Origin of the sequence: Alteromonas halophila (genome assembly GCF_014651815.1) — a bacterium.
Classification (GTDB): Bacteria; Pseudomonadota; Gammaproteobacteria; order Enterobacterales; family Alteromonadaceae; genus Alteromonas; species Alteromonas halophila.
In genome coordinates this window covers 114882-137102 of sequence record NZ_BMXP01000004.1, presented here as the reverse complement: position 1 = coordinate 137102, position 22221 = coordinate 114882, and the positions used below count along the sequence as shown (strand labels likewise).

20 protein-coding genes are annotated in these 22221 nt (G+C 52.2%); 16 read left to right on the top strand and 4 right to left on the bottom strand.

Features of this window, described 5'->3' with window-relative positions:
- Nucleotides 1-7: 7 nt before the first annotated feature.
- The 12 genes from IE054_RS10240 to der all read left to right on the top strand — a co-directional run bounded on the left by IE054_RS10240 (nt 8) and on the right by der (nt 11688).
- Nucleotides 8-364 (top strand): HesB/IscA family protein, encoded by a 357-nt coding sequence (locus IE054_RS10240; protein ID WP_189406091.1) that lies wholly within the window; start codon nt 8-10, stop codon nt 362-364.
- An 11-nt stretch (nt 365-375) separates the two neighbouring features.
- On the top strand, nt 376-909 hold the full coding sequence (sufT, locus tag IE054_RS10235) for a putative Fe-S cluster assembly protein SufT (protein WP_189406089.1): 534 nt from the start codon (nt 376-378) through the stop codon (nt 907-909).
- 21 nt (nt 910-930) lie between these two features.
- Nucleotides 931-1338, top strand: a complete 408-nt coding sequence (locus IE054_RS10230) for a SufE family protein (protein ID WP_189406087.1) — start codon at nt 931-933, stop codon at nt 1336-1338.
- A 152-nt stretch (nt 1339-1490) separates the two neighbouring features.
- On the top strand, nt 1491-1922 hold the full coding sequence (gene ndk, locus IE054_RS10225; protein WP_189406349.1) for a nucleoside-diphosphate kinase: 432 nt from the start codon (nt 1491-1493) through the stop codon (nt 1920-1922).
- A gap of 344 nt (nt 1923-2266) precedes the next feature.
- Nucleotides 2267-3385, top strand: a complete 1119-nt coding sequence (gene rlmN, locus IE054_RS10220) for a dual-specificity RNA methyltransferase RlmN (RefSeq protein WP_189406085.1) — start codon at nt 2267-2269, stop codon at nt 3383-3385.
- Between the two features lie 29 nt (nt 3386-3414).
- Nucleotides 3415-4554, top strand: coding sequence for a type IV pilus biogenesis/stability protein PilW (gene pilW / locus IE054_RS10215; RefSeq protein WP_189406083.1), 1140 nt, complete (start codon nt 3415-3417; stop codon nt 4552-4554).
- Between the two features lie 7 nt (nt 4555-4561).
- Entirely contained in the window at nt 4562-5617 is a 1056-nt protein-coding gene (locus tag IE054_RS10210; protein WP_189406081.1) for a RodZ domain-containing protein, read from the top strand.
- A 3-nt stretch (nt 5618-5620) separates the two neighbouring features.
- Nucleotides 5621-6742 (top strand): flavodoxin-dependent (E)-4-hydroxy-3-methylbut-2-enyl-diphosphate synthase, encoded by a 1122-nt coding sequence (gene ispG / locus IE054_RS10205; RefSeq protein WP_189406079.1) that lies wholly within the window; start codon nt 5621-5623, stop codon nt 6740-6742.
- Nucleotides 6743-6908: 166 nt separating this feature from the next.
- Nucleotides 6909-8192, top strand: a complete 1284-nt coding sequence (gene hisS, locus IE054_RS10200; RefSeq protein WP_189406077.1) for a histidine--tRNA ligase — start codon at nt 6909-6911, stop codon at nt 8190-8192.
- A 43-nt stretch (nt 8193-8235) separates the two neighbouring features.
- Nucleotides 8236-8856, top strand: coding sequence for a YfgM family protein (locus tag IE054_RS10195; protein ID WP_189406075.1), 621 nt, complete (start codon nt 8236-8238; stop codon nt 8854-8856).
- A 21-nt stretch (nt 8857-8877) separates the two neighbouring features.
- Nucleotides 8878-10134, top strand: a complete 1257-nt coding sequence (bamB, locus tag IE054_RS10190) for an outer membrane protein assembly factor BamB (RefSeq protein WP_189406073.1) — start codon at nt 8878-8880, stop codon at nt 10132-10134.
- 105 nt (nt 10135-10239) lie between these two features.
- The gene (gene der / locus IE054_RS10185; RefSeq protein ID WP_189406071.1) at nt 10240-11688 is read left to right on the top strand and encodes a ribosome biogenesis GTPase Der; all 1449 of its coding nucleotides are present in this window, start codon (nt 10240-10242) and stop codon (nt 11686-11688) included.
- A gap of 96 nt (nt 11689-11784) precedes the next feature.
- On the opposite strand, the gene IE054_RS10180 is transcribed toward der, so the two are convergent.
- Both IE054_RS10180 and xseA read right to left on the bottom strand, forming a co-directional pair.
- Nucleotides 11785-12885, bottom strand: a complete 1101-nt coding sequence (locus tag IE054_RS10180) for a hypothetical protein (RefSeq protein WP_189406068.1) — start codon at nt 12883-12885, stop codon at nt 11785-11787.
- A 133-nt stretch (nt 12886-13018) separates the two neighbouring features.
- On the bottom strand, nt 13019-14380 hold the full coding sequence (xseA, locus tag IE054_RS10175) for an exodeoxyribonuclease VII large subunit (protein ID WP_189406066.1): 1362 nt from the start codon (nt 14378-14380) through the stop codon (nt 13019-13021).
- Between the two features lie 103 nt (nt 14381-14483).
- On the opposite strand from xseA, the gene guaB reads away from it, so the two are divergent.
- From guaB to IE054_RS10155, 4 genes are all read left to right on the top strand, one after another.
- Nucleotides 14484-15953, top strand: coding sequence for an IMP dehydrogenase (gene guaB, locus IE054_RS10170; RefSeq protein ID WP_189406064.1), 1470 nt, complete (start codon nt 14484-14486; stop codon nt 15951-15953).
- A 78-nt stretch (nt 15954-16031) separates the two neighbouring features.
- Nucleotides 16032-17612 (top strand): glutamine-hydrolyzing GMP synthase, encoded by a 1581-nt coding sequence (gene guaA / locus IE054_RS10165; RefSeq protein WP_189406063.1) that lies wholly within the window; start codon nt 16032-16034, stop codon nt 17610-17612.
- Between the two features lie 375 nt (nt 17613-17987).
- Nucleotides 17988-19607 carry a methyl-accepting chemotaxis protein gene (locus IE054_RS10160; protein WP_229805077.1) on the top strand — a complete coding sequence of 540 codons (1620 nt, stop codon included), beginning with the start codon at nt 17988-17990 and terminating at the stop codon, nt 19605-19607.
- Between the two features lie 58 nt (nt 19608-19665).
- On the top strand, nt 19666-20565 hold the full coding sequence (locus tag IE054_RS10155) for a histone deacetylase family protein (RefSeq protein ID WP_189406061.1): 900 nt from the start codon (nt 19666-19668) through the stop codon (nt 20563-20565).
- A gap of 92 nt (nt 20566-20657) precedes the next feature.
- Here the strand turns inward: IE054_RS10155 and IE054_RS10150 are convergent, their stop codons facing one another.
- Both IE054_RS10150 and IE054_RS10145 read right to left on the bottom strand, forming a co-directional pair.
- On the bottom strand, nt 20658-21131 hold the full coding sequence (locus IE054_RS10150; protein WP_189406059.1) for a phosphate-starvation-inducible PsiE family protein: 474 nt from the start codon (nt 21129-21131) through the stop codon (nt 20658-20660).
- 152 nt (nt 21132-21283) lie between these two features.
- A complete protein-coding gene (locus IE054_RS10145; RefSeq protein ID WP_189406057.1) occupies nt 21284-22204 on the bottom strand; it encodes a phospholipase A in 921 nt (306 codons plus the stop codon).
- Between the last annotated feature and the right edge of the window lie 17 nt (nt 22205-22221).

Below are 22221 nucleotides of genomic sequence, written 5' to 3'. Positions count from 1 at the left end.
AGGTGACATGAGTGTTGAAACCTTTGTTCCCAGTACGCAACTGGTCAGTCTGACAGAACCGGCAGTTCGCCACTTTGAGAAAAAACTCAAAGACCGTCCTGGTGCAGTTATTCGTTTGTCGACCAAGGTAAGTGGCTGTACCGGCTACGCGTATGTGCTGGATTTCGCTGATGCCCCGCACGACGATGATGAAGTTGTCGAGGTATCCCCGCAGCTGAAAGTCGCCGTGGCAGCCAATGCCTGCGACCTGATACGCAACACGGAAATTGACTTCGTTCAGGAAGGCGTAAACGGTATCATCAAATACAATAATCCTAACGTAGTCGACGAGTGCGGCTGCGGTGAAAGCTTTAACATAGGATAATCCCCGCACCCATGAAGCAGAATATGGTAGTGACCGAGCGCGAATGTAAAGCGCGCCTGGTCCCGGCCGGTAATCCGGCCACAATTCCAGTCGGTGAGTTTGTCAATATTACGCAGGAGCTCGGTGGCAACTATACGATCACCTGGCGGGGTAATATGTACCGCATTGATGGTACGGATGCCGATGCAATTGGCCGCAAACCGAAAACGCTGACATTTACGCCGCCGGACAACGGGCAGGTAGATGAGAAGCAGGTCTGGGAGGCACTGGAAACCATTTATGATCCGGAAATTCCGATCAATCTGGTATCACTGGGACTTATTTACAAGGTCGATATTAACCAGGAAAGTGGTGTTGTCGATATTGATATGACCCTAACCGCTCCTGGCTGTGGCATGGGCCCGGTGTTGGTAGGCGATGTTGAGGTTCGTGTCGCCATGGTGCCGCATGTAAATCAGGTGAACGTCGATCTGGTCTTCGATCCGCCATGGTCCAGAGACATGATGAGCGAAGAAGCTCAACTCGAAGCGGGACTGTTTTTCTAGATAAAGGTGAAATAGCGAATAATGCAACTACCTGGTACTGACGAAATTATAGATGACCTGGCGTTTTTCGATGACTGGGAACAGCGCTATCAGTATATTATTGATTTAGGTAAACACTTACCGGGGCTGCCTGAAACCGAACGTACTCCGGAGCGGCTGGTGAAAGGCTGTCAAAGCAATGTCTGGCTTATTGCCAATCAGCAGGATGGACGCTTTCAGTTTGAGGTCGACAGTGACGCGGTTATCGTGCAGGGGTTACTTGCACTGGTGCTTGCCGCCTATAACGATAAATCAGCGCAGGCCATCCTTGATTTTGACATTGACGGCTATTTTACTGAACTGGATTTAGAAAATCATATAACACCGACCCGTGGGAACGGGTTGCGCGCCATCGTTGCGAAGATAAAAGGCATGGCGCAGGCCGCATAAATACTGTCATAAAGCCTTCATGCAGTGCGTGCTAGGCTGACGTGTAACAGGCCGGTTTCTATCTGGATGTAATCGTGTCTGGTCAAGACACGCAGAATTGCCTATAATTCGCGGCCAAAAATTTTTAAAGACTTTTAATGGAGACAGAAAAGATGGCGCTAGAGCGTACTTTTTCGATTATCAAGCCTGACGCGGTAGCTAAAAACGTGATTGGTGCAATCTACAACCGTTTTGAAACTGCAGGTCTGCGCATTGTTGCATCAAAAATGATCCACATGAGCAAAGAACAGGCAGAAGGTTTCTATGCCGAGCACAAAGAGCGTCCTTTCTTTGGTGCACTGGTTGACTTCATGACATCTGGCCCGGTAATGGTTCAGGTGCTGGAAGGCGAAGGCGCCATCGTTAAAAACCGTGAAATCATGGGTGCAACAAACCCAGCTGACGCGGCTGCCGGTACACTGCGTGCTGACTACGCACAATCGATCGACGAAAATGCAGTACACGGCTCTGACGCACCAGAGTCTGCAGCACGTGAAATTGCGTACTTCTTCTCAGAAGAAGAAATCTGTCCGCGCACACGCTAATATTGCTCGGGACAACAGAATAATGAAAAGGGGCGTTAAGCCCCTTTTTTGTTGTCTGGGCTTAATCTGTTTTCGTCATGGGCCACAATATGCTAAACTTCGCGCCCAATTTTTGAACAGTTCGTCAAAAAGCGACAACGCAGCGTGTCTGACGTGGTGTCTTGTTTGACCCCTCGGATATGCCACATCTCGGCTGAGCCAGCGCAATGGAATGAAACAAATGCAGCGTGGGATTGTCTACCATCAGACAATCGGCGTCGTAGTACCTCATTGGGCACGCAGACTCGTCGTCAGTTGACGCACTGAAACTAACATCGCAATGTCAGGGCAGGGTTTTAACGGTTATGGCAAAAACAAATTTGTTAAATCTCAATCGCGAGGGGCTACGCAGCTTCTTCAAAGAGATCGGTGAAAAGCCGTTTCGGGCCGATCAGGTCATGAAATGGATCTATCACCATGGTGTCAGCGATTTTGAGGACATGACTAATCTGAATAAAAACCTGCGGGCCAATCTGATTGAAAACTGTGAAATCAAGGCGCCGGAAATCGCTTACTTCCAGCAAGCCAGCGACGAAACCATCAAGTATGTGATGACGTTAGAAGGCGGTCAGGAAGTCGAAACGGTGTGGATCCCGGATGGCGATCGCGCCACCTTATGTGTTTCATCACAGGTTGGCTGTGCGCTGGAATGTACCTTCTGTTCAACCGCGCAGCAGGGCTTTAACCGTAACCTCACGTGTAGCGAAATCATTGGCCAGGTATGGCGGGTGGCAACCCACCTTGGCATGTCAAACGATTCCGGTAAGCGCCCCATTACCAACGTAGTCATGATGGGCATGGGCGAACCCCTGCTTAACCTGAAACACGTTGTACCTGCCATGGAGCTGATGCTGGACGATTACGGCTTTGGTCTGTCCAAGCGGCGCGTGACGTTAAGTACCTCTGGGGTAGTCCCGGCGCTGGATAAACTTGGCGATCAGATTGATGTGGCGCTGGCGATTTCACTGCACGCGCCTAACGATGAACTGCGTGATGAAATTGTGCCTATCAATAAAAAATACAACATTGAGAATTTCCTTGCGGGAGTGCGCCGCTACCTGCAGAAATCCAATGCGAATCAGGGCAAGGTAACAGTCGAGTACGTGATGTTGTCGCACATTAATGACAGCACGGAACAGGCTCACGAACTGGCAAAAGTACTTAAAGACACGCCGTCGAAAATTAACCTTATTCCGTTTAATCCGTACCCAGGTTCGCCTTATACCTGCTCCAGTAACTCCCGCATGGACAGGTTTGCAAAAGTTCTTATGGAATATGGCTTTACCGTTGTTATCCGGCGCACACGCGGCGATGATATTGATGCTGCCTGTGGCCAGTTGGTAGGTGACGTCGTTGACAGAACCAAAAGAATGTTGAAAAAACAGATGAAGGGCGAAGCAATTTCAGTAAAAATGGCCCAGTAAATCAATTATGTAGAAAAGGAGTAAAGGGCATGCGTATTACCACGCCAGCACTGGTGATATTGCTAAGTGGCTGTGTCAGCAACCCACAGCCGGGCACCTTTAAAGATGACTTTGATCGGCAGGACGCCGCCAAAACCCGTATTTCACTTGGCCTGACCTACTTAAAGAACGGGAATTATCCTCAGGCCAAGTCAAACCTGGATAAAGCGCTTGAGTTTGCCCCGCGCTCGGCTGATGTACATTATTCGCTTGCCTACTACTATCAGCGTGTCGGCGAAAATAAACGCGCCAATGATGCCTACACGACGGCCATAGACCTGGCCCCCCGCAATGCTGATATTGCGAACAGTTACGGGGCGTTCTTATGCCAGACCGGTGACTACGACGCGGCGCTGGACTACTTCCAGAAAGCAATCAATAACCAGCGCTATGCCAATTCGGCGGAAACTTACGAAAATATGGCGCTGTGCTCGCAGAGTGAAGGCGACTACAAGCAGGCGGTAAACTACCTCGAAGAAGCGCTCAACCATCAGCCCGGCAGAGCGAAGAGTCTGTTTTTGCTTGCGGAGCTGTATGTGGAAAATAAGCAGTATGATAAGGCAGAAACGGCCCTTAACCGCTTTGAAAGAGTAGGTCAGGTCACGCCGGACTATCTGTGGCTGGCGATTAAAGTCGCCCAAGGTCAGGGGAACTATAAAACGGCAGAGGAATATGGTGATATGCTGATCGCGGTATACCCCTCTCATCGTCTGGTCAGTCAGTATCGACAGCTAGCTAAAAACTGGCCGCAAGTAGCCGTGACCCGCAAAGCGAAGGCGGCCGATCCAGCGCCGGCTTCAGCAAAAGTGTCGGCATCTGACGACACGTCGGGCAAGAACGTAGCCCGTGAAACGGCTCAACCGAACAAATCATCAACAGCCAGTACACAAGCGACATCGGAACAGACGAGTGCGTCAGGGGCACAGGCCGAGATCAGCTTACCTGCGACAGATTCTGACCAGCAACCACGTTTCCATATAGTCAAAGCGAAAGAAAACCTTTATCGTATCTCGTTAAAATACAACATAAAGCTGTCAACTCTGCAAAGTTGGAATGAACTGGACGACAGTGGCGCGATTTTTGCCGGCATGAAGCTCTGGTTAATCCCACCCAACGAGCAGGAGAAATAGGAATCTGATGGTGTCAGACGAACAACCCAAAGAAATACAGGACACAGAAGATACGACGGAAACGTCAACAGCCAGCCCGGGCCGGCTTCTTAAAGCAGGCCGTGAAAAGCAGGGCCTGTCACAGCAGCAGGTTGCAGACAAGCTTTTTCTGAAAGCCGAGCAGATTGATAATCTGGAACAGGACCGCATTGACGAAAAAACATCAGTGACGTTTACCCGTGGCTACATTCGTAATTACGCCAAGCAACTCGGGCTAAGTCAGGAAGAAGTTATCGCAGAGTTTGACCGTCTGCATTCAAGCAGTAAACAGACCGCGAAGCTGCAGAGTTTTTCACGCCGTGTCGCAAAGCAGAATCATGATGACCGCTGGATGATGGTCACCTACGGTATCGTTGTATTGCTGGTGGCGGGCGTCGTCGTCTGGTGGTATCAGCAATCGGGCAACGATAATCTGGTTGAAAGCGCACCGGAATCGACGGTCGCGCAACGATCTGAGAGCCCGTCTGACACGGCCTCTGGCTCACAACCACAACGCAGTGATGAACCACTCAGTGCTGTGCCTGAGCGTACCGATAGTTTGCCAGATGCTGATAGAGGCGCGCCGTCGCAGGATACCGATACGTCTTCTGCGCCGGAAGCGGGCATGGATAATGATACGCTGCCGTCAGCTCAGTCCTCGTCTGAGGAAAAACCCGGGGATTTGCCCGCCACTGTAGCGTCGCAGGAAGCGCAGACAGAAGCAGCGCCGGATTTAGCCGATAGCCAGCCGCGCGAAAGCGTCACCGAAAGTGGTACCGCAGGCAGCGGCGAGTCTGCGGCTATTGATATGGTATTTCGGTTTGCCGATGACTGCTGGGTGAATATTGAAGACGGTACGGGTGAGGCGATTGCATATGGTATCAAACAGGCAGGCCGGGTAATGGAAATCTCCGGTGTTCCACCGGTTGAAGTTACCCTCGGCGCACCGGATAATGTACAGATAACCGTGAACGGCGAGGCGGTAGACATGTCGGTATATCCGGGAGGTCGCACCGCACGATTCTCGCTTCCCATTCAGGATTAATTGATGTTTGCAGAAAGTCCGATAACTCGCAGGAAGTCGACCCGAATCAACGTAGGTAATGTGCCTATCGGCGATGGCGCGCCTATTGCCGTGCAGTCGATGACCAATACCCAAACCACCGACATCGATGCCACGGTCGGGCAAATTGATCGTATCGTTGGTGTCGGCGGGGAAATTGTCAGAGTGTCCGTGCCAACCATGGATGCCGCCGAAGCATTTGGGGAAATCCGTAAACGTGTCAGTGTGCCGCTGGTGGCTGACATTCATTTTGATTACCGTATTGCCCTGAAAGTGGCTGACTATGGTGCGGATTGCCTTCGTATTAACCCGGGCAATATTGGCAATATGGAGCGTATTCGCGCAGTGGTCGACTGTGCCAAAGATAAAAATATTCCCATCCGTATTGGTGTCAACGGTGGCTCTCTTGAGCGCGACCTGCAGGAAAAGTATGGCGAGCCTACGCCTGACGCGTTAGTCGAGTCCGCTATGCGCCATGTGGATATCCTCGATAAACTGAATTTTGACCAGTTTAAGGTCAGTGTGAAGGCGTCTGATGTATTTCTGGCGGTCGGCGCTTACCGTGAACTGGCTAAACGTATTGACCAGCCACTGCACCTCGGGATCACCGAAGCCGGTGGTCAGCGTGCGGGCGCGGTAAAAAGCGCAGTTGGTCTGGGCATGCTGCTGGCAGAAGGCATTGGCGATACATTGCGGGTGTCGCTGGCCGCTGATCCGGTAGAAGAGATCAAAGTGGGTTTTGATATTCTGAAATCGCTACGTATACGCTCACGGGGTATTAATTTCATTGCCTGTCCGAGTTGTTCTCGTCAGGAGTTTGATGTGATTGGTACAGTCAACGCACTGGAGCAGCGCCTTGAAGATGTGCGTACGCCTATGGACGTGTCGATAATTGGTTGCGTGGTGAACGGCCCGGGCGAGGCCGAAGTGTCTGATCTTGGTCTGACAGGGGCGCGCAATATGAGTGGCTTTTATGTTGACGGTAAGCGTCAGAAAGAGCGACTGGCCAACGATGACCTGGTCGATCAGCTTGAAGCGCGGATCCGCGCCAAGGCCGCCCGTATCGACCAGGCGAATGCGATCCCGGTGACCCACAAGGAATCCTAGAAGGCTTTGACAGCACGCGTTTCAGGCAATCGATACTAAACCCTGCCAATAGCAACCGAGGTGTCTCAGTCTGAGCGGCATTCACATTGGCCGGGAGCATTGTTGTTTGGCCAAGAAGCCCCTATAATGCGGGGCTTTTCATTAACAAGCGGTATGAGAATTTCAGGTGGCTAAAACAATCCAGGCTATTCGTGGCATGAACGACTGTCTTCCCGATGTTTCCCGGGAATGGCAGCAGGTTGAATCCGTCATTCGGCAAGTGGTAGCAAACTACGGCTATCAGGAGATCCGCACCCCAATTGTTGAAAGCACCGATTTGTTTAAGCGGTCGATTGGTGAAGTCACGGATATTGTCGAAAAAGAAATGTACACCTTCGAAGACCGGAATGGCGATAGCCTGACACTGCGTCCGGAAGGAACGGCGAGCTGTGTGCGCGCCGGTAACGAGCATGGTCTGCTATACAATCAGCAGCAACGCCTTTGGTACATGGGGCCAATGTTCCGTCATGAGCGTCCGCAAAAAGGGCGTTACCGTCAGTTTCATCAGTTTGGCGTAGAAGCATTTGGTCTGGCCGGGCCGGACATCGATGTAGAGGTTATTTTACTGTCTGCCCGGTTATGGAAAGCGTTTGGCATTGATAAGCATGTCACGCTTCAGATCAACTCTCTGGGCTCTAACGAGGCGCGTCAGCAGTATCGCCAGACTCTCACGGAATTCTTACGGGCTCGGGCGGACCAGCTGGATGAGGATTCCCTGCGACGGCTAGAGACAAACCCTCTGCGCGTACTGGACAGCAAAAATCCGGATGTACAGGCAGCTATTAAAGATGCACCGCTGTTAGTTGATCATCTTGATGAGGAATCAAAACTGCATTTTGATGCGCTTTGCCAGCGCCTGACGCAGGCCGGCATTGCCTATGAAATCAATCCGCGCCTGGTACGTGGTCTTGATTACTATAACCGCACCGTGTTTGAGTGGGTGACGGAAAGTCTTGGTGCACAGGGCACCGTGTGCGCTGGTGGCCGCTACGACGGTCTGGTCGAGCAGCTGGGCGGCAAGCCTTCTCCCGCGGTAGGATTTGCTATGGGTCTGGAGCGTCTGGTGCTCATGCTGGGTACACTGAATGCGCAAACCGATACCTCGACAGCGGATATTTATGTGACTGCGCTGGGCGAAGAGGTTGTGGGTTATGCGGCAGAAGTGGCAGAATGCCTGCGCGACCGGCTGCCTGAGCGGCGCATTCTGATGCACTGCGGTGGCGGCAACCTGAAAAAGCAGTTAAAGCGTGCAGATAAAAGTGGTGCCCGGGCCGCGTTGTTGCTTGGCAGTGATGAAATGCATCAACGCACCGTAACAATAAAGCCTCTGCAGGGCGACGAACAACAAACCGTAGCACTTGATGCTATCGATACAACATTACGTGCGTTGCTGACCGCGACGGACAAGTAACTACAAGTACCAGTGACAGCACTGAAGAATAAGAGGTTAGGCGATGGAACAGTTCGCAACAGAAGAACAGCAGGTTGAAGCGATAAAGCGATTCTGGAAAGAACACGGTACGGCAATTATTGTCGGTGCTTTGTTAGGCCTGGGAGGCCTGTGGGGCTGGCGGTATTATTCTGACTCACAGCTGGAGTCACGTGAAGCCGCATCAATTAGCTATCAGCAGGCTGTACAGCAACTGGAACAGAGCAGTGACGCTGCACAGCTTAACAGCTTTATTAGCGAACACGGTGACACCGGCTACGCCACTATCGGCAGTATGATCGCAGCACGCACAGCCGTAGCGAAGGGCGATCTTGACACCGCCGCTAACCATCTGAACCGGGTTGTCAGCACGGCCGATGATGCGCATCTGCGTAGCATGGCTGGCGTACGTCTGGCTCGCGTACAAATGGAGCTGAACCAGTTTGATGCGGCGTTGTCTACGCTTAGCGATATTCAGGATGAGGCCTTTGCCGCGCAAGTCGCGGAAGTGAAGGGGGATGTGTTTGTGCGTCAGGAGAAGTTTAACGACGCACGTGAAGCGTACTCACTTGCTCTGGAAAAAAGTGCCAACAATCCGATGCTAAAAATGAAACTCGATAATCTGGCGGCCGCCGCCGGCGCATAACAATACAACGAGGTATCTGATTTGTTTCACACCACACGTGGACGCAATGGGCAGTGTGCCCGCGCGCTGAGTCTCGCGCTACTTATGTCTGTCACCCTGACCGGGTGCTCCACCGTTGAAGGGTGGTTCACGGATGAGGAAGAGCTGGAGATCCGCCGTCTCAAACCCATTGAGCAGCAGTTTGAACCCAGCGTGCGCTGGGATACAGATATCGGCGATGGCGTTGATTACTACTTTTCACGGCTACGCCCGGTGTACGCTGATGACACGCTGTTTGTCGCCGACAGACACGGCGATGTCAAAGCGCTTGATCCAAAAAACGGCGAGGAAAAGTGGGAACGCAACTTTGCAGTCTATCGCGACGAAGGCATGATGAGCGCCGTCTCAAAATTGTGGAGCAGTGGCGAGTCTGCCCGCATTGCCGGTATGGCCCATGGCGATGGTAAACTGTTTATCGGTTCGGAAAACGGACTGGTTATGGCCCTGGATGCTGAAAGTGGCGAAACACTGTGGACAGCCATCGTGCCTGGCGAAGTGCTGGCTGCACCAGCGCTTGGCGAAGGTATTCTGGTCGTCAATACTGGCGCCGGATCACTGTTTGGCTTTGATGCAGAAAGTGGTGAGCAGCTTTGGGTGAGTGAAGGTGAGACACCGCCGCTTACGCTTCGTGGTATTTCAGCGCCGGTAATTGTCAGTGGCGGCGCGCTTCTTGGAACCGCAACGGGTAAGCTGCAGGTCAATATCCTCGGTTCAGGCGCGGTAGCCTGGGAAACCGCCATTGGAAAGCCGGCCGGCGCGACCGAACTTGAGCGTATCGTTGATGTGGACACCACGCCGCTGCTGTTTGGTGGTATTGCCTACACTATTTCTTACAGCGGAACACTTGCCGCCGTCGAATTGCGTTCCGGTCGCATTATCTGGAAACGCGAATACGGTGCCTACCGCGATATCTCCCGCGAGGGCAATGCCTTGTTCGTGGTTGATAATAAGTCCAATATTTATGCGCTGGACAGACGCAACGGTATTGAACTTTGGTCGCAAGGTTCGCTTAAAGGGCGATCCGTTACTGCCGCAGAGCCGGTGGGAGACTACGTTGTCGTAGGCGACAACTGGGGCTTTGTGCACTGGCTGGACGCTGATAGCGGCAAGATTGTCGCGCGACTGGATATCGGCGGTGATGATGAAGACGAAGCAGTGTATGTTGCACCACTGAATGTTAACGGTGATCTTATAATTGTGACCCGTGACGGCGAAGTCGTCTCTGTACGTACACCGTAACCCGCCACTTTACCGGTGGCTGGCGATTGTTCAGTGAACCGGTATACTATTTAGGCCGCGGCTTGCCGCGGCCTCTTTGATTTTTCGTTTCTTAGGATCGCAATCATGTTGCCTGTTGTTGCATTGGTAGGTCGGCCAAACGTCGGCAAATCCACACTTTTTAACCGCCTTACCAATACCCGTGATGCACTGGTGGCCGACTATCCTGGGTTAACGCGTGATCGGAAATACGGTCAGGCGACGTTTGAAAGCCGCCAGTTTATTGTTGTCGACACCGGCGGCATTACCGGGGATGAAGAAGGCATAGACAAACACATGTCACAGCAGTCTCTGCTGGCCGTAGAAGAGGCCGACGTGGTGATGTTTATGGTGGATGCGCGGGCCGGTTTGTTGCCTGCCGATCAGGGGATCGCAGATTACCTGCGCCGCTTAAACAAACAGGTACTGCTGGTTGCTAATAAAGTCGATGGCATTGATGGCGACAGCGAAAGTGCCGATTTTTATTCACTGGGCATCGGCACAATTTACCAGATCGCGGCAGCGCACGGTCGCGGTGTAAGTCAGTTAATGACAACCGCGCTCAGTCCTCTGGATGACAGCTTTCCTGATATGCAGGTGCAGGACACCGAGGTCCATGAAGAAGAAGATGCGGAAGCGCAGCGCGAACGCCTGCAAAATCTGCCTATAAAGCTGGCGATTGTGGGCAAGCCCAATGTCGGCAAGTCTACACTGACCAACCGGATCCTCGGTGAAGAGCGGGTCGTGGTCTATGACATGCCGGGGACAACAAGAGACAGTGTCTATATTCCTATGTCCCGCGATGAGCGCGAATATGTGCTAATTGACACGGCTGGCGTACGCAAACGTGCGCGCATTACCGAAGCGGTAGAGAAGTTCTCAATAGTTAAAACACTGCAGGCCATTGAAGAGGCCAATGTGGTGTTGATGGTGATCGATGCGCGGGAAGGTATTTCTGATCAGGATTTAAGCCTGCTGGGCTTTGTGCTGAACTCGGGGCGCTCGCTGGTGCTTGCCGTAAATAAATGGGATGGTCTGGATACCGATATTAAAGACGAACTGAAGCGCGAGCTGGATCGCCGTCTTGGTTTTATAGACTTTGCGCGGCTGCACTTTATCTCGGCGTTGCACGGCAGTGGTGTAGGTAATTTGTTTGAGTCCGTACAGGAAGCGTATGCAAGTGCGACCCGTCGGGTCAGTACGTCGTTGCTGACTCAGATTATGGAGCTGGCACAGGAAGATCATCTGCCGCCGCTGGTCCGCGGACGTCGGGTCAAGATGAAGTACGCCCATGCCGGGGGCTACAACCCGCCGGTCATTGTGATCCATGGCAACCAGGTTGACGCCTTGCCCAGTTCCTATAAACGTTTCCTGATGAACTATTTCCGTCGCGCGTTAAAGGTAATGGGGACACCCATAAAAATTGAGTTCCGCGAAGGCAGCAATCCGTTTGAGGGCAAGACCAACAAGCTTACCTTGTCACAGCAGCGTAAGCGCCGTCGGATGATGTCGTTTCACAAGCAGAAGCGCCGCTAAGCACCCGGACAGACAGGTAGCTGGCGCTACCTGTCGCGTTTCAGGCTGGCGCTGCACCCTACAACCGGACCGCCTTGAAATGGGCCGTAACCACAACTAACTCCCGCCCTGCGTACTGTTTGCCCGCAGAGAAGACATCAGTCCTGACTCCTTCGGGACCTGAATGTGCGGTATGGCCTTGCTCACCAGCGCATCAGAAAACCGAGGTGGCATGGTGGTCGTAATTTTGACTATTTTATCCTTAAGACGAAAGGCGTAAATACTGGCATAAATCGTATCGCTGGTTGGCGATGATGCCTGCAGTGCGAGCCGTCTGCCTTTGCCCTGAAGGGTCGCAACATCCGTATCTTCGGCGGTGTGAATAAGCTCCAGCGTCAATGCCCGTGCGTCCGCCACTTTTTCAGCCTGAGCCAGATCATTGTTCAGTTCATCGTCCAGGATCCGGGCCGTGTCATTAGACAGAGACTGACGAATAGGGTAGACGTTAATGTCGACCAGCGCATCCTGATAGTCAGGGTGGGTGTAGCGACTGATCACGCCCTCCAGCGGGTCAGGATACAGTTCGGTGACAGACTGCCGAAAGGTGTCGATAGATTCAGGCAGGCGTAGTTCATCGTCGTAATTGCTGGCATTAAGCTGGGTGTACAGATAACGGGCAGAAAAAATACGCTTGTTTTCGACGGCGTTCCACCACTTGCCGATAAGGTGACGCGCTTTAGCTTTCGCATCCGCGGTAGCCGGGAAGCGCCCGCTGACAATTAGGCTGGACAATTCAATCCCTCGCCAGGTCAGCGTAAACTCTGCATATTGCATACTGTCGGGGGAGCGCTGAGAAAACAATGACTGCCAGACAGAGGGTGTTGTTTCACGGCCAAGGTTGGCTATAAGCAGTTCATAATCGGCAGACTGTGAGGAGGAGGCATGCACAGTGTCAGCGTTGCCCGCGTCGCGTAGGGTATCAAGAAATGTGTCGGGCGGGATCGCGTCTTCGTGACATGTGTGCGCGTTTTGCTGACACTGTAAACGCATGGCATCACTGGCATAAGTAGAAAACAGTGACAATGCCTGTACGTCCAGCTCTGGTACATGGGCAGAGGAAATTTGTTTAGTCTGCGACTGATGGGCACAGCCTGCCGCGCCAATTATGCAACAAAAGTATAGTACGACGAACCTGGTACGGGGCGCGCGTAGTGACATAAAAAAGCCTCTTTCTGCGCGATACCTGCCGATACGCGACGATACATTTATTAACCAAGGATCGCGCACCCATGCGAAGCTTGTCAATAGCCTTCTGAGGCCGCCGTCTGCCGTTTTTGCGATGCGTCTTTTTTTACTCGTCATTTAGCTGTTTGGTGGCGCTAACCGTGGATACAATCTCACCATCAGCAACCCGGGTTGTCAGGCTGTCACCCTCGTTAACCTGGTTCACGCCCGTGACAGCCGTGGTGCCACTGAACGTAATACTGTAACCGCGTGCCAGTGTTGCCAGCGGACTGACGGACTGCAGTAGCTGAGCCTGTGTGGCCAGAGCTTGCTCAGCGCTGCGCTGTCGCTGTGTCATTGCCGCCACCAGACGCCGGGTCAGGCCGTCAAGCTGATGCTGACTGGCGTGAAGAGATTTGAGCGGTGACACCCTGTGCAGGCGCTCATCCAGATTACGTGCCTGTTGCCGGGCATAGCGCAAATGTTGCAGCATTCCGTGCTGAAGACTGCGTGATAACCGGCGTAAGTTCTGGTTTTGCGCATTAATCTGGTTGGCCGGGTGCAAGGCCCGTAAATGCTGATGGCTGGCTTTTAACTGGCGCTCTGCGTTTCGTATTCGCGCCTCCATAGTCCGGCTTAAACGTGTGGTCAGCGTATCAAGCCGCTGCAATAAGGCGCGGGTATCCTGACTCAGTTGCTCGGCGGCAGCCGACGGGGTCGGCGCCCGCAAGTCTGCTACAAAATCGGCAATGGTAATATCAACCTCGTGACCCACCGCACTTACGATGGGTAAATCAGAACTGGCAATAGTGCGGGCCAGCGCTTCGTTGTTGAAGCACCACAAATCCTCCATACTGCCCCCGCCGCGGGTGAGCAGGATCACATCAACCTCATTACGTGCGTTAGCCGTATGAATGGCATCAATTAACTGTGCGGCAGCAGACTCGCCCTGTACCAGCGACGGATACACGACGACCTGCGTTGCCGGACTGCGACGGCCAAGTACGCTCAGCACATCATGCAGCGCCGCACCGCTGGCTGAGGTAATCACGCCAATGCGCTGAATGCTGTCGGGCAACGGACGCTTTTTTGAGGCATCAAACAGTCCTTCGCCCAGCAGCTTTGCTTTCAGCGCATCAAAGGCCTGCTTAAGACGGCCCTCTCCATCATCTTCAAGGTGCTCGACAATCAGCTGATAATCACCCCGGGCTTCATAAATCCCGACAGAGGCGCGGACCAGAATTTTATCTCCCTCCTTCGGCCGTCTGCGTACCAGACGGTTGGCATTCTTAAACATGGCGGCGCGAACCTGCGCTTTGTTGTCTTTTAAGGTGAAATACCAGTGGCCTGATGCCGCGGCGACAAAATTCGACACCTCTGCCGATAGCCAGATAAGGCCCATCTCACTTTCCAGCAACGTACGCGCCAGGCGGTTTAAGCGGGTGACAGTGAGGATTTGGCGGGGGGAGGCGGGCGGCGTCTGAAACATACTGCAAAAAATCCTTGGTTTTAGTTGGAATAGAGTTTACCTGAAAACGAAAAAACACTACAATTGCGCCGCAATTAACCCTCAACTGAAAAGGTGTTGTTGCATGCTCCGTATCATCCAAGAAGCGCTTACATTTGACGACGTTCTGCTGGTTCCCGGCTATTCTGACGTCCTCCCTCATACAGCAAGTTTACAGACGCGCCTCACCCGCGGGGTTACCCTGAATATTCCCATGGTTTCTGCTGCAATGGATACAGTGTCAGAAGCGCCGCTGGCGATTGCCCTGGCGCAGGAAGGCGGAATGGGCTTCATTCATAAAAATATGCAGCCGGAAGAGCAGGCCAAACACGTTCGCGAAGTGAAGAAATACGAAAGTGGTGTGGTCTCCGATCCTGTGACGGTTGAGGCTGACGCCACCATCGGCGATGTCATTGCGCTATCCAAAAAGCTGGGGTATTCAGGCTTTCCGGTCACGGACAAAGAAAATAATCTTGTCGGTATTGTTACGGGTCGCGATTTGCGCTTTGAGCGTCGTCTTGAACTGCCCGTATCGCAGGTCATGACCAGCAAGGATAACCTGGTTACGGTGAAAGAAGGGGCCAGTTCTGACAACGTACTGGAACTGATGCACGAACATCGCATAGAGAAAATCCTGGTGGTCGATGATGCCTTTAAGCTGACCGGCCTTATCACCGTTAAAGATTTCCAGAAAGCAGAAAATAAACCCAACGCCTGTAAAGATTCGCTGGGCCGACTGCGGGTTGGTGCTGCCGTTGGTGTTGGCGCAGGTACCGACGAGCGAATTCAGCTGCTGGTTGATGCCGGCGTTGATGTGCTGCTGATTGATACCTCTCACGGTCACTCAAAGGGCGTGATTGATCGGGTAAAATCAGTACGTGACAGCTACCCGGATCTGCAGATCATCGCCGGTAACGTTGCGACTGCAGCAGGCGCACTGGCGCTGGTCGAAGCGGGTGTCGATGCAGTGAAAGTTGGCATTGGCCCAGGCTCTATCTGTACTACCCGGATTGTTACCGGGTGTGGTGTACCACAGATTTCTGCCGTAGGCGACGTTGTCGAAGCGCTGAAAGATCATGATATCCCGGTCATCGCCGACGGCGGTATTCGCTTCTCGGGCGATATTGCCAAGTCGATTGCGGCGGGCGCAAGCTGCGTCATGGTTGGCAGCATGCTGGCTGGCACCGAAGAAGCGCCCGGAGAGGTCGAACTCTATCAGGGCCGCTATTACAAGTCATACCGCGGAATGGGCTCACTGGGCGCAATGAACCAGAGTAATGGGTCATCAGATCGCTATTTCCAGGATGCCAGCAAGGCTGACAAACTGGTACCTGAAGGCATTGAAGGCCGGGTGGCCTACAAAGGGCCAATCGCGACAATTATCCACCAGCAGATGGGAGGCCTGCGCTCTGCCATGGGACTGACCGGGTGTGGCACCATTGATCAGATGCGTAACGAAGCAAAATTTGTGCGTGTTACCTCTGCCGGCATGGGCGAATCTCACGTGCACGATGTGAGCATTACCAAAGAAGCGCCTAACTATCGCCTGGGCTAAGCCCCGGGCGCATGACAAACCCAATGTCAGGCTGGTCTCTTACCAGCCTTTTTCTTTTTATTGATGACAGGTAACAGCATGACCACCAATATTCATGACCAGCGAATTCTTATACTTGATTTTGGATCGCAGTACACACAGCTAATTGCACGTCGGGTGCGTGAAATTGGCGTGTATTGTGAGCTTTGGGCGTGGGATGTCACAGAAGCACAAATTCGCGAGTTTAACCCGCAGGGCATTATCCTGTCCGGAGGTCCTGAGTCGGTGACACAGCAGGGCTCACCGCGTGCGCCGGATTATGTGTTCACCGCAGGTGTTCCTGTGCTGGGGATCTGTTATGGCATGCAGACTATGTCAGAACAGCTTGGCGGTGGTGTACTGGGCTCAAAAGACCGTCGTGAGTTTGGTTATGCGCAGGTGGAAATCATTAAACCCAGCCCGCTGCTCAGCCATATTGAAGATGCCATCAGTGACAACGGCAATGCACTGCTGGATGTGTGGATGAGTCATGGCGATAAGGTCTCAGCGGTCCCCGAAGGCTTTGAAACGATCGCGCAGACTGCGTCCTGTCCGCATGCGGCGATGTACCATGAAGAAAAGCAGTTCTACGGGGTACAGTTTCACCCGGAAGTCACGCATACCCGTCAGGGCCAGCGTCTACTGAGCCATTTTGTGATGGACATTTGTGGCTGTGAGAAGCTCTGGACCCCCGGCGCGATTATTGAAGATGCCGTAGAAAAAATTAAAAAGCAGGTCGGCGATGAGGAAGTGGTTCTGGGCTTATCTGGTGGCGTTGATTCCTCGGTCACTGCCATGCTGTTGCACCAGGCCATTGGTGACAAGCTTACCTGCGTATTCGTCGACAACGGGCTGCTGCGCCTTGATGAAGGCAAGCAGGTCATGGAAATGTTCGGCGATCACTTCGGCCTGAATATCATCAAGATCGATGCTGAAGCGCGCTTTTTGGACAAACTGGCAGGGGTTGACGACCCGGAAGCCAAGCGCAAAGTCATCGGTAATGAATTTGTGCGGGTGTTTGACGAGCAGGCTGCACTTTTGACTAATGCTAAATGGCTGGCGCAGGGAACGATTTATCCCGATGTCATCGAGTCAGCAGGCTCTGCCACCGGCAAAGCGCATGTTATCAAGTCACACCACAATGTGGGCGGCCTGCCGGAAGATATGGAGCTTGGACTGGTCGAACCGTTGCGTGAACTGTTTAAAGACGAAGTTCGCAAGATTGGTCTGGAGCTGGGCCTGCCATACGATATGCTGTATCGCCATCCTTTCCCGGGACCAGGGCTTGGCGTTCGGGTGCTGGGCGAGATCAAAAAAGAGTATTGCGACCTGCTGCGTCGTGCTGATGCTATCTTTATTGAAGAGTTGCGCAGCGCCGATCTTTACCAGAAAGTTTCCCAGGCCTTCACCGTATTTTTACCGGTGCGTTCGGTCGGTGTGATGGGGGATGCACGTAAATACGACTGGGTTGTGTCACTGCGCGCGGTAGAAACCATCGACTTTATGACAGCCCACTGGGCCCATCTGCCTTATGATTTCCTGGGTAAAGTCTCAAACCGCATTATTAATGAAATTGACGGCATTTCGCGTGTTGTCTACGACATTTCAGGTAAGCCGCCTGCCACCATTGAGTGGGAATAAATCTGGAAGGGGTGTGATGCGTTACGCCCCTTGCAGACTTTGTGATAAAAAGTAATGTGTGTGGGCATGATGCATTCTGCCCGCCGTTACTTTGCCGCGAATAAATCTTAACCAAGCCTGGTTGAGGCCAGATTCCTCTTCGCCACTTGTCCCACGCCTGCGCTAATAAAGTATCGCTGCGTACTACAAAAAACCGCTCCAAAAACCTGTGAATTCCTGTGCATTGTTGGGGACTCCTGCAGTCGCGATAATGGCATGTTGCGTATATATCCGAATAGTTGGTTATATTAATTTATACTTTTTTGTCATGCGTATGTCACACAGCGATCATTTAATACCGGCGTTAAAATTGTAGCCCCGAACAAAGGTGTATGTGTGAACTATTCCAGTATAAGCCGATTGGTAATGACGCCCGTGCTTGCCAGCCTGTTTTTGCTAGTACTCCTTAATGCCTCTTCCATCGTTAAGTCCTTTACGCTTATCAATTCTATTGAAGAACTTGAAAACACCCTGATCCGGTCTGAACGCGATGTCAACGGGGTGTTAAGTGCCTTTAAAACTCAGGTTCAGGAATGGAAAAATGTGCTGTTGCGCGGACACAACGAGAAGGACAGAAATAAATACTGGGGCCGGTTTAAACAACGTGAAAAAGATATTCGGGCGCAGTTTCATACTATGCTGGATAATCCGGTTATCAGCAGCGCGGCGAAGTCAGATATCCGACAGTTTCTTAAGTCGCACCAGGTTATGGCTGAGAAATACCGGGAAGGGTATGAGGCGTTTGTCGCATCAGGCTTTGACGCTAAAGTGGGGGATGATTTTGTACGGGGCATAGACCGCGAACCCGCAAAGCTGCTGGCAACCATTGCCGACGAAATAGGCAGACAATCCAGCCAGGCAACCGCTGACCTGCAGGGCAGTACCCGCAGTACGTTGTACCTGGTACTGATTGCATCAGTGGTGTTATCGCTATTGTCCGTGGTCTACGTTATTTACAGACTACGACACCAGGTTATTCGGCCGGTTAAAGAAATCGCTACCTGCATCCGACACCTGGCCGAGAGTAACTATGACTACCCGCTAACTTACCGTAGTCGGCATGAGCTGGGTGCACTGGCAGACTCAGCACGAACATTACAGGACAAGTTAAAAGGTTCTGTGGGTGAGCTGCAGGCCGCCGAGCAGGAAATGGTGCATGCCGTGAAAAACCTGCATGGTGTCAGCGATGCCATTATGGATGGTGCCGTTGAGCAACGGGATGCCTCACAGTCTCTGGACGCCAGCACCGATAAATTGCGTGAAATTGTACAGAATCTGGTAGCGATTACCGATCAGGTGGCGGTAGCGACCAATAATTCACAGGAAAACGTGGCCAGCTGTTATGCCACCTTTGAAAAAGCGAACCGGGGCTTTAAACAGTTAGCCAGGACCGTTACGCATTCCAGTGAGATTGTCAGTGAACTGCAAAGCCGCAGTGCAAATATTCTTAAAGTGGTAAATGTGATAAATGAAATCGCTGACCAGACCAATCTGCTGGCCCTCAATGCAGCGATTGAGGCGGCGCGTGCCGGCGATCACGGCCGGGGGTTTGCCGTAGTAGCGGATGAAGTGCGGGCGCTGGCGGCGAAAACCCAGCAGTCGACCAAGGAAATAAACGATATTCTGAGCAGTTTTGAAGCAGAAGCGCGCGGCGCGGTGACCGCAATGGAGGAAGGAAAGCAGCTCTCTGATACCAATGCGACAGAAGCCGCGCTGGCACTGGAAACCCTGAATCAGGTTGTATCCGATATTAAAGAGACTGCCAGTGTGGTGGTGGCCTTAAATGATGCTGCGGATGAGCAGGAGGCGGTACTGAGCGATGTTGAGGCTATTATCTCCAAGGTGGTGACATCGTCACAGAAATACCATGATTTATCTCAGGGCGACGATATAGCCCGTTCCATGCAGCGCATGTCAGATAATGTCGAGCGTGTTGTGAACAGCTTAAGCCGCTAATACCAGCACGCATGATACACTGCCTGCCAATGTAAGATTTCTGCGGGCAGCGAGCATTATGATCCCACTGGTTTTCCACCCGATTTACAGTCAGTTGTCATTGCCACCACGGCATCGGTTTCCAATTGAAAAGTATCAGGGGATCCGCGATGCGCTTGGTCAGCATGGCGTTGCGGCGTCACGCTTCATTTCCCCCGAGCCGGTCGGGGAGGGGGTACTTCGCGATCACTTCGATCCGCTTTATGTTGACGCGCTGCTCAGCGGCTCACTGGACAAAAAAGCCATGCGCCGTATTGGCTTTCCCTGGTCGCAGCAACTAATTCAGCGAACACTTCGCGCTGTAGGCGGCACCTGTCTGACCGCGAATCTGGCTCTGGAACATGGCCGGGCACTGAATCTGACCGGCGGGTATCATCACGCGTTTGACAGTTTTGGTTCCGGTTTTTGTTTATTTAATGATTTGTATCTGGCTGCCAAAACCATGCTGGCCTCAGCCTCCATCGATAAGGTGTTGATCATAGATTGCGATGTACACCAGGGCGATGGCACAGCCTGGCTGGCTCGCGATGATGCCGCCGTGTTCACCCTGTCGTTGCATGGCGAGAAAAACTTTCCGCACCGAAAGCAGGTGTCAGATATTGATATTGGCTTACCCAAAGGAATGAAGGACGAGCCGTATCTCGAAACCCTCGACGAAGCCCTGCACGTTGCGTTTATACAGGCACAGCCTGATGCGGTTATTTTTGATGCCGGTGTGGATGTTCATGGTAACGACGATCTCGGATTGTTGTCACTGACAACTCAAGGAGTGCTGGCGCGGGATACTATGGTTATGGAGCGCTGTCAGCAGCATGGCGTGCCTGTTGCAGCGGTTATCGGCGGAGGCTATCAGCGGGATATCAGCGCGCTGGTAGATGTTCACCTGCAGTTATACCGTGCGGCAGGCGTGATCCGTTAGACCAGAGCAGTAAGAAGGTATTTTATGCACGGTAGGTGCCGCGCTGGCCAGGGCCCGTGCGACTAACGTAAACTACGGCCAGCCAGCGCTGGCTAGCGGTCCGCAGGGCGTTCGCGTTCTTTTCCGGTTCTGAGCATCAGGCCATAGGTAATACCTAATGCCAGCATAATTGCGCCTAGCGAGAACACTTCCATGGCCTCAATTTTTGCAAAGTCGAGCACAATGATTTTTCGGGCGACCGCCATCATTGCAGTGGCCACCACAAGTTTGACCGGAAAGTCGTAACCTCGCAAATATATCCGAATGTTTACGAATATTTCAATGGCCACCAACACCGCCAGAAAGGCGGCAAATGTCTCGAAAATATCACTGATATTTAACAGGTAAACGGGATCTGCTATCAGTCGCTGATACAGCACATAGATAACATCGGCAATGCCGAAAAAAATGACGATGACCATAAGAATGGCAAGCAGTTTAACGGCAAAGCGAATGGCCACATGGCTGACACGAATAATGGGGTCCGGATCATCTAATGGCAGTTCATTGTGAGAGTCTCGCTTCATACGTCCAGTCCTATCGCGTGAGTGTGGCTTTAAACCTGGCTGTTGTATTGGCGACATCAGCGCGCTGTTTACAACTATAGAAGAATTCCGGTTGTTTGCTTTATTTTCGAAACATCAGGCTGTTACGCGCAGAGATGCAGGACCCTGGTGTGCTACAGGAACTTCAGGCTAAAGCCAATACCGATGCGCTCCTGCGAACGGTCGTAGTCAATCAGAGAGTCACCGTACCCGTTGAAGTACTGCAACATCAGATCATACCGGTCTGATAGCGGATAGTTGAGATTCAGCTGAATACTGCCCCGGTTGTTGCCGAAATTTAAATTGTTGCGGATCAGCATCAGCAGTTTTACGTCACCAAAACGGGTGCCGTAGCCGAATTCCATGCGCCCGTAATAGTCGGTAATGTTGGGATTATCATCACCCGTGGCATCCATGGGTGAGGTTTTCTTATCTTCAGGAATACGGTACCAGGCTTTAACGTAGTAGAGGTTTTCCTTACTGGAAAAAAGCAGCGAGGCAAACAGCCGGTTCCAGCTTCGTGAGCGCAGCCCGCTCTGGCCATTCGACATATGGTTAAAGCCGGCCTGGATGGTGTTAAAGGTGTAACCCAGTACATTAAGTTCGGTATTTTGCTGCCAGAACAGCTCGGGTTCATAGTTTGTTTCGCGAAATGGTTTCGAAACTTCATCGTTGTATAATTGCCAGAAAGACGTGAGCGTAAACCCAAAGTACAGCCCGCCAGCTTTCTGATCGTTAAGATAAAGCGGGGTTTTGACACTGATCTGAAATTTGGCTTCGGTGTTATCGACATTATCCGGTGTCAGGTTTTCATTACCCAGTGAATTTGGGTTTGTCACGTAGGTGACGGGTAATAAGTAATTTTGATGATGCTGAGTGATGGCAAACGGGTTTTTAATAGCATCGCGATCTGAACGCAACCGGTAGTCAATGATTCCTTCACGCTCTTCTTCTTTCCCTTCCACTTCTTTTTTCTCAGTCTGCTGCCCAGCTAAGGCATTCTGACTTACAGCAACACTTAGCAGTACAACAAGCAAACAACGTAAAAAAGGCACCTTACACTCCTTCGCTG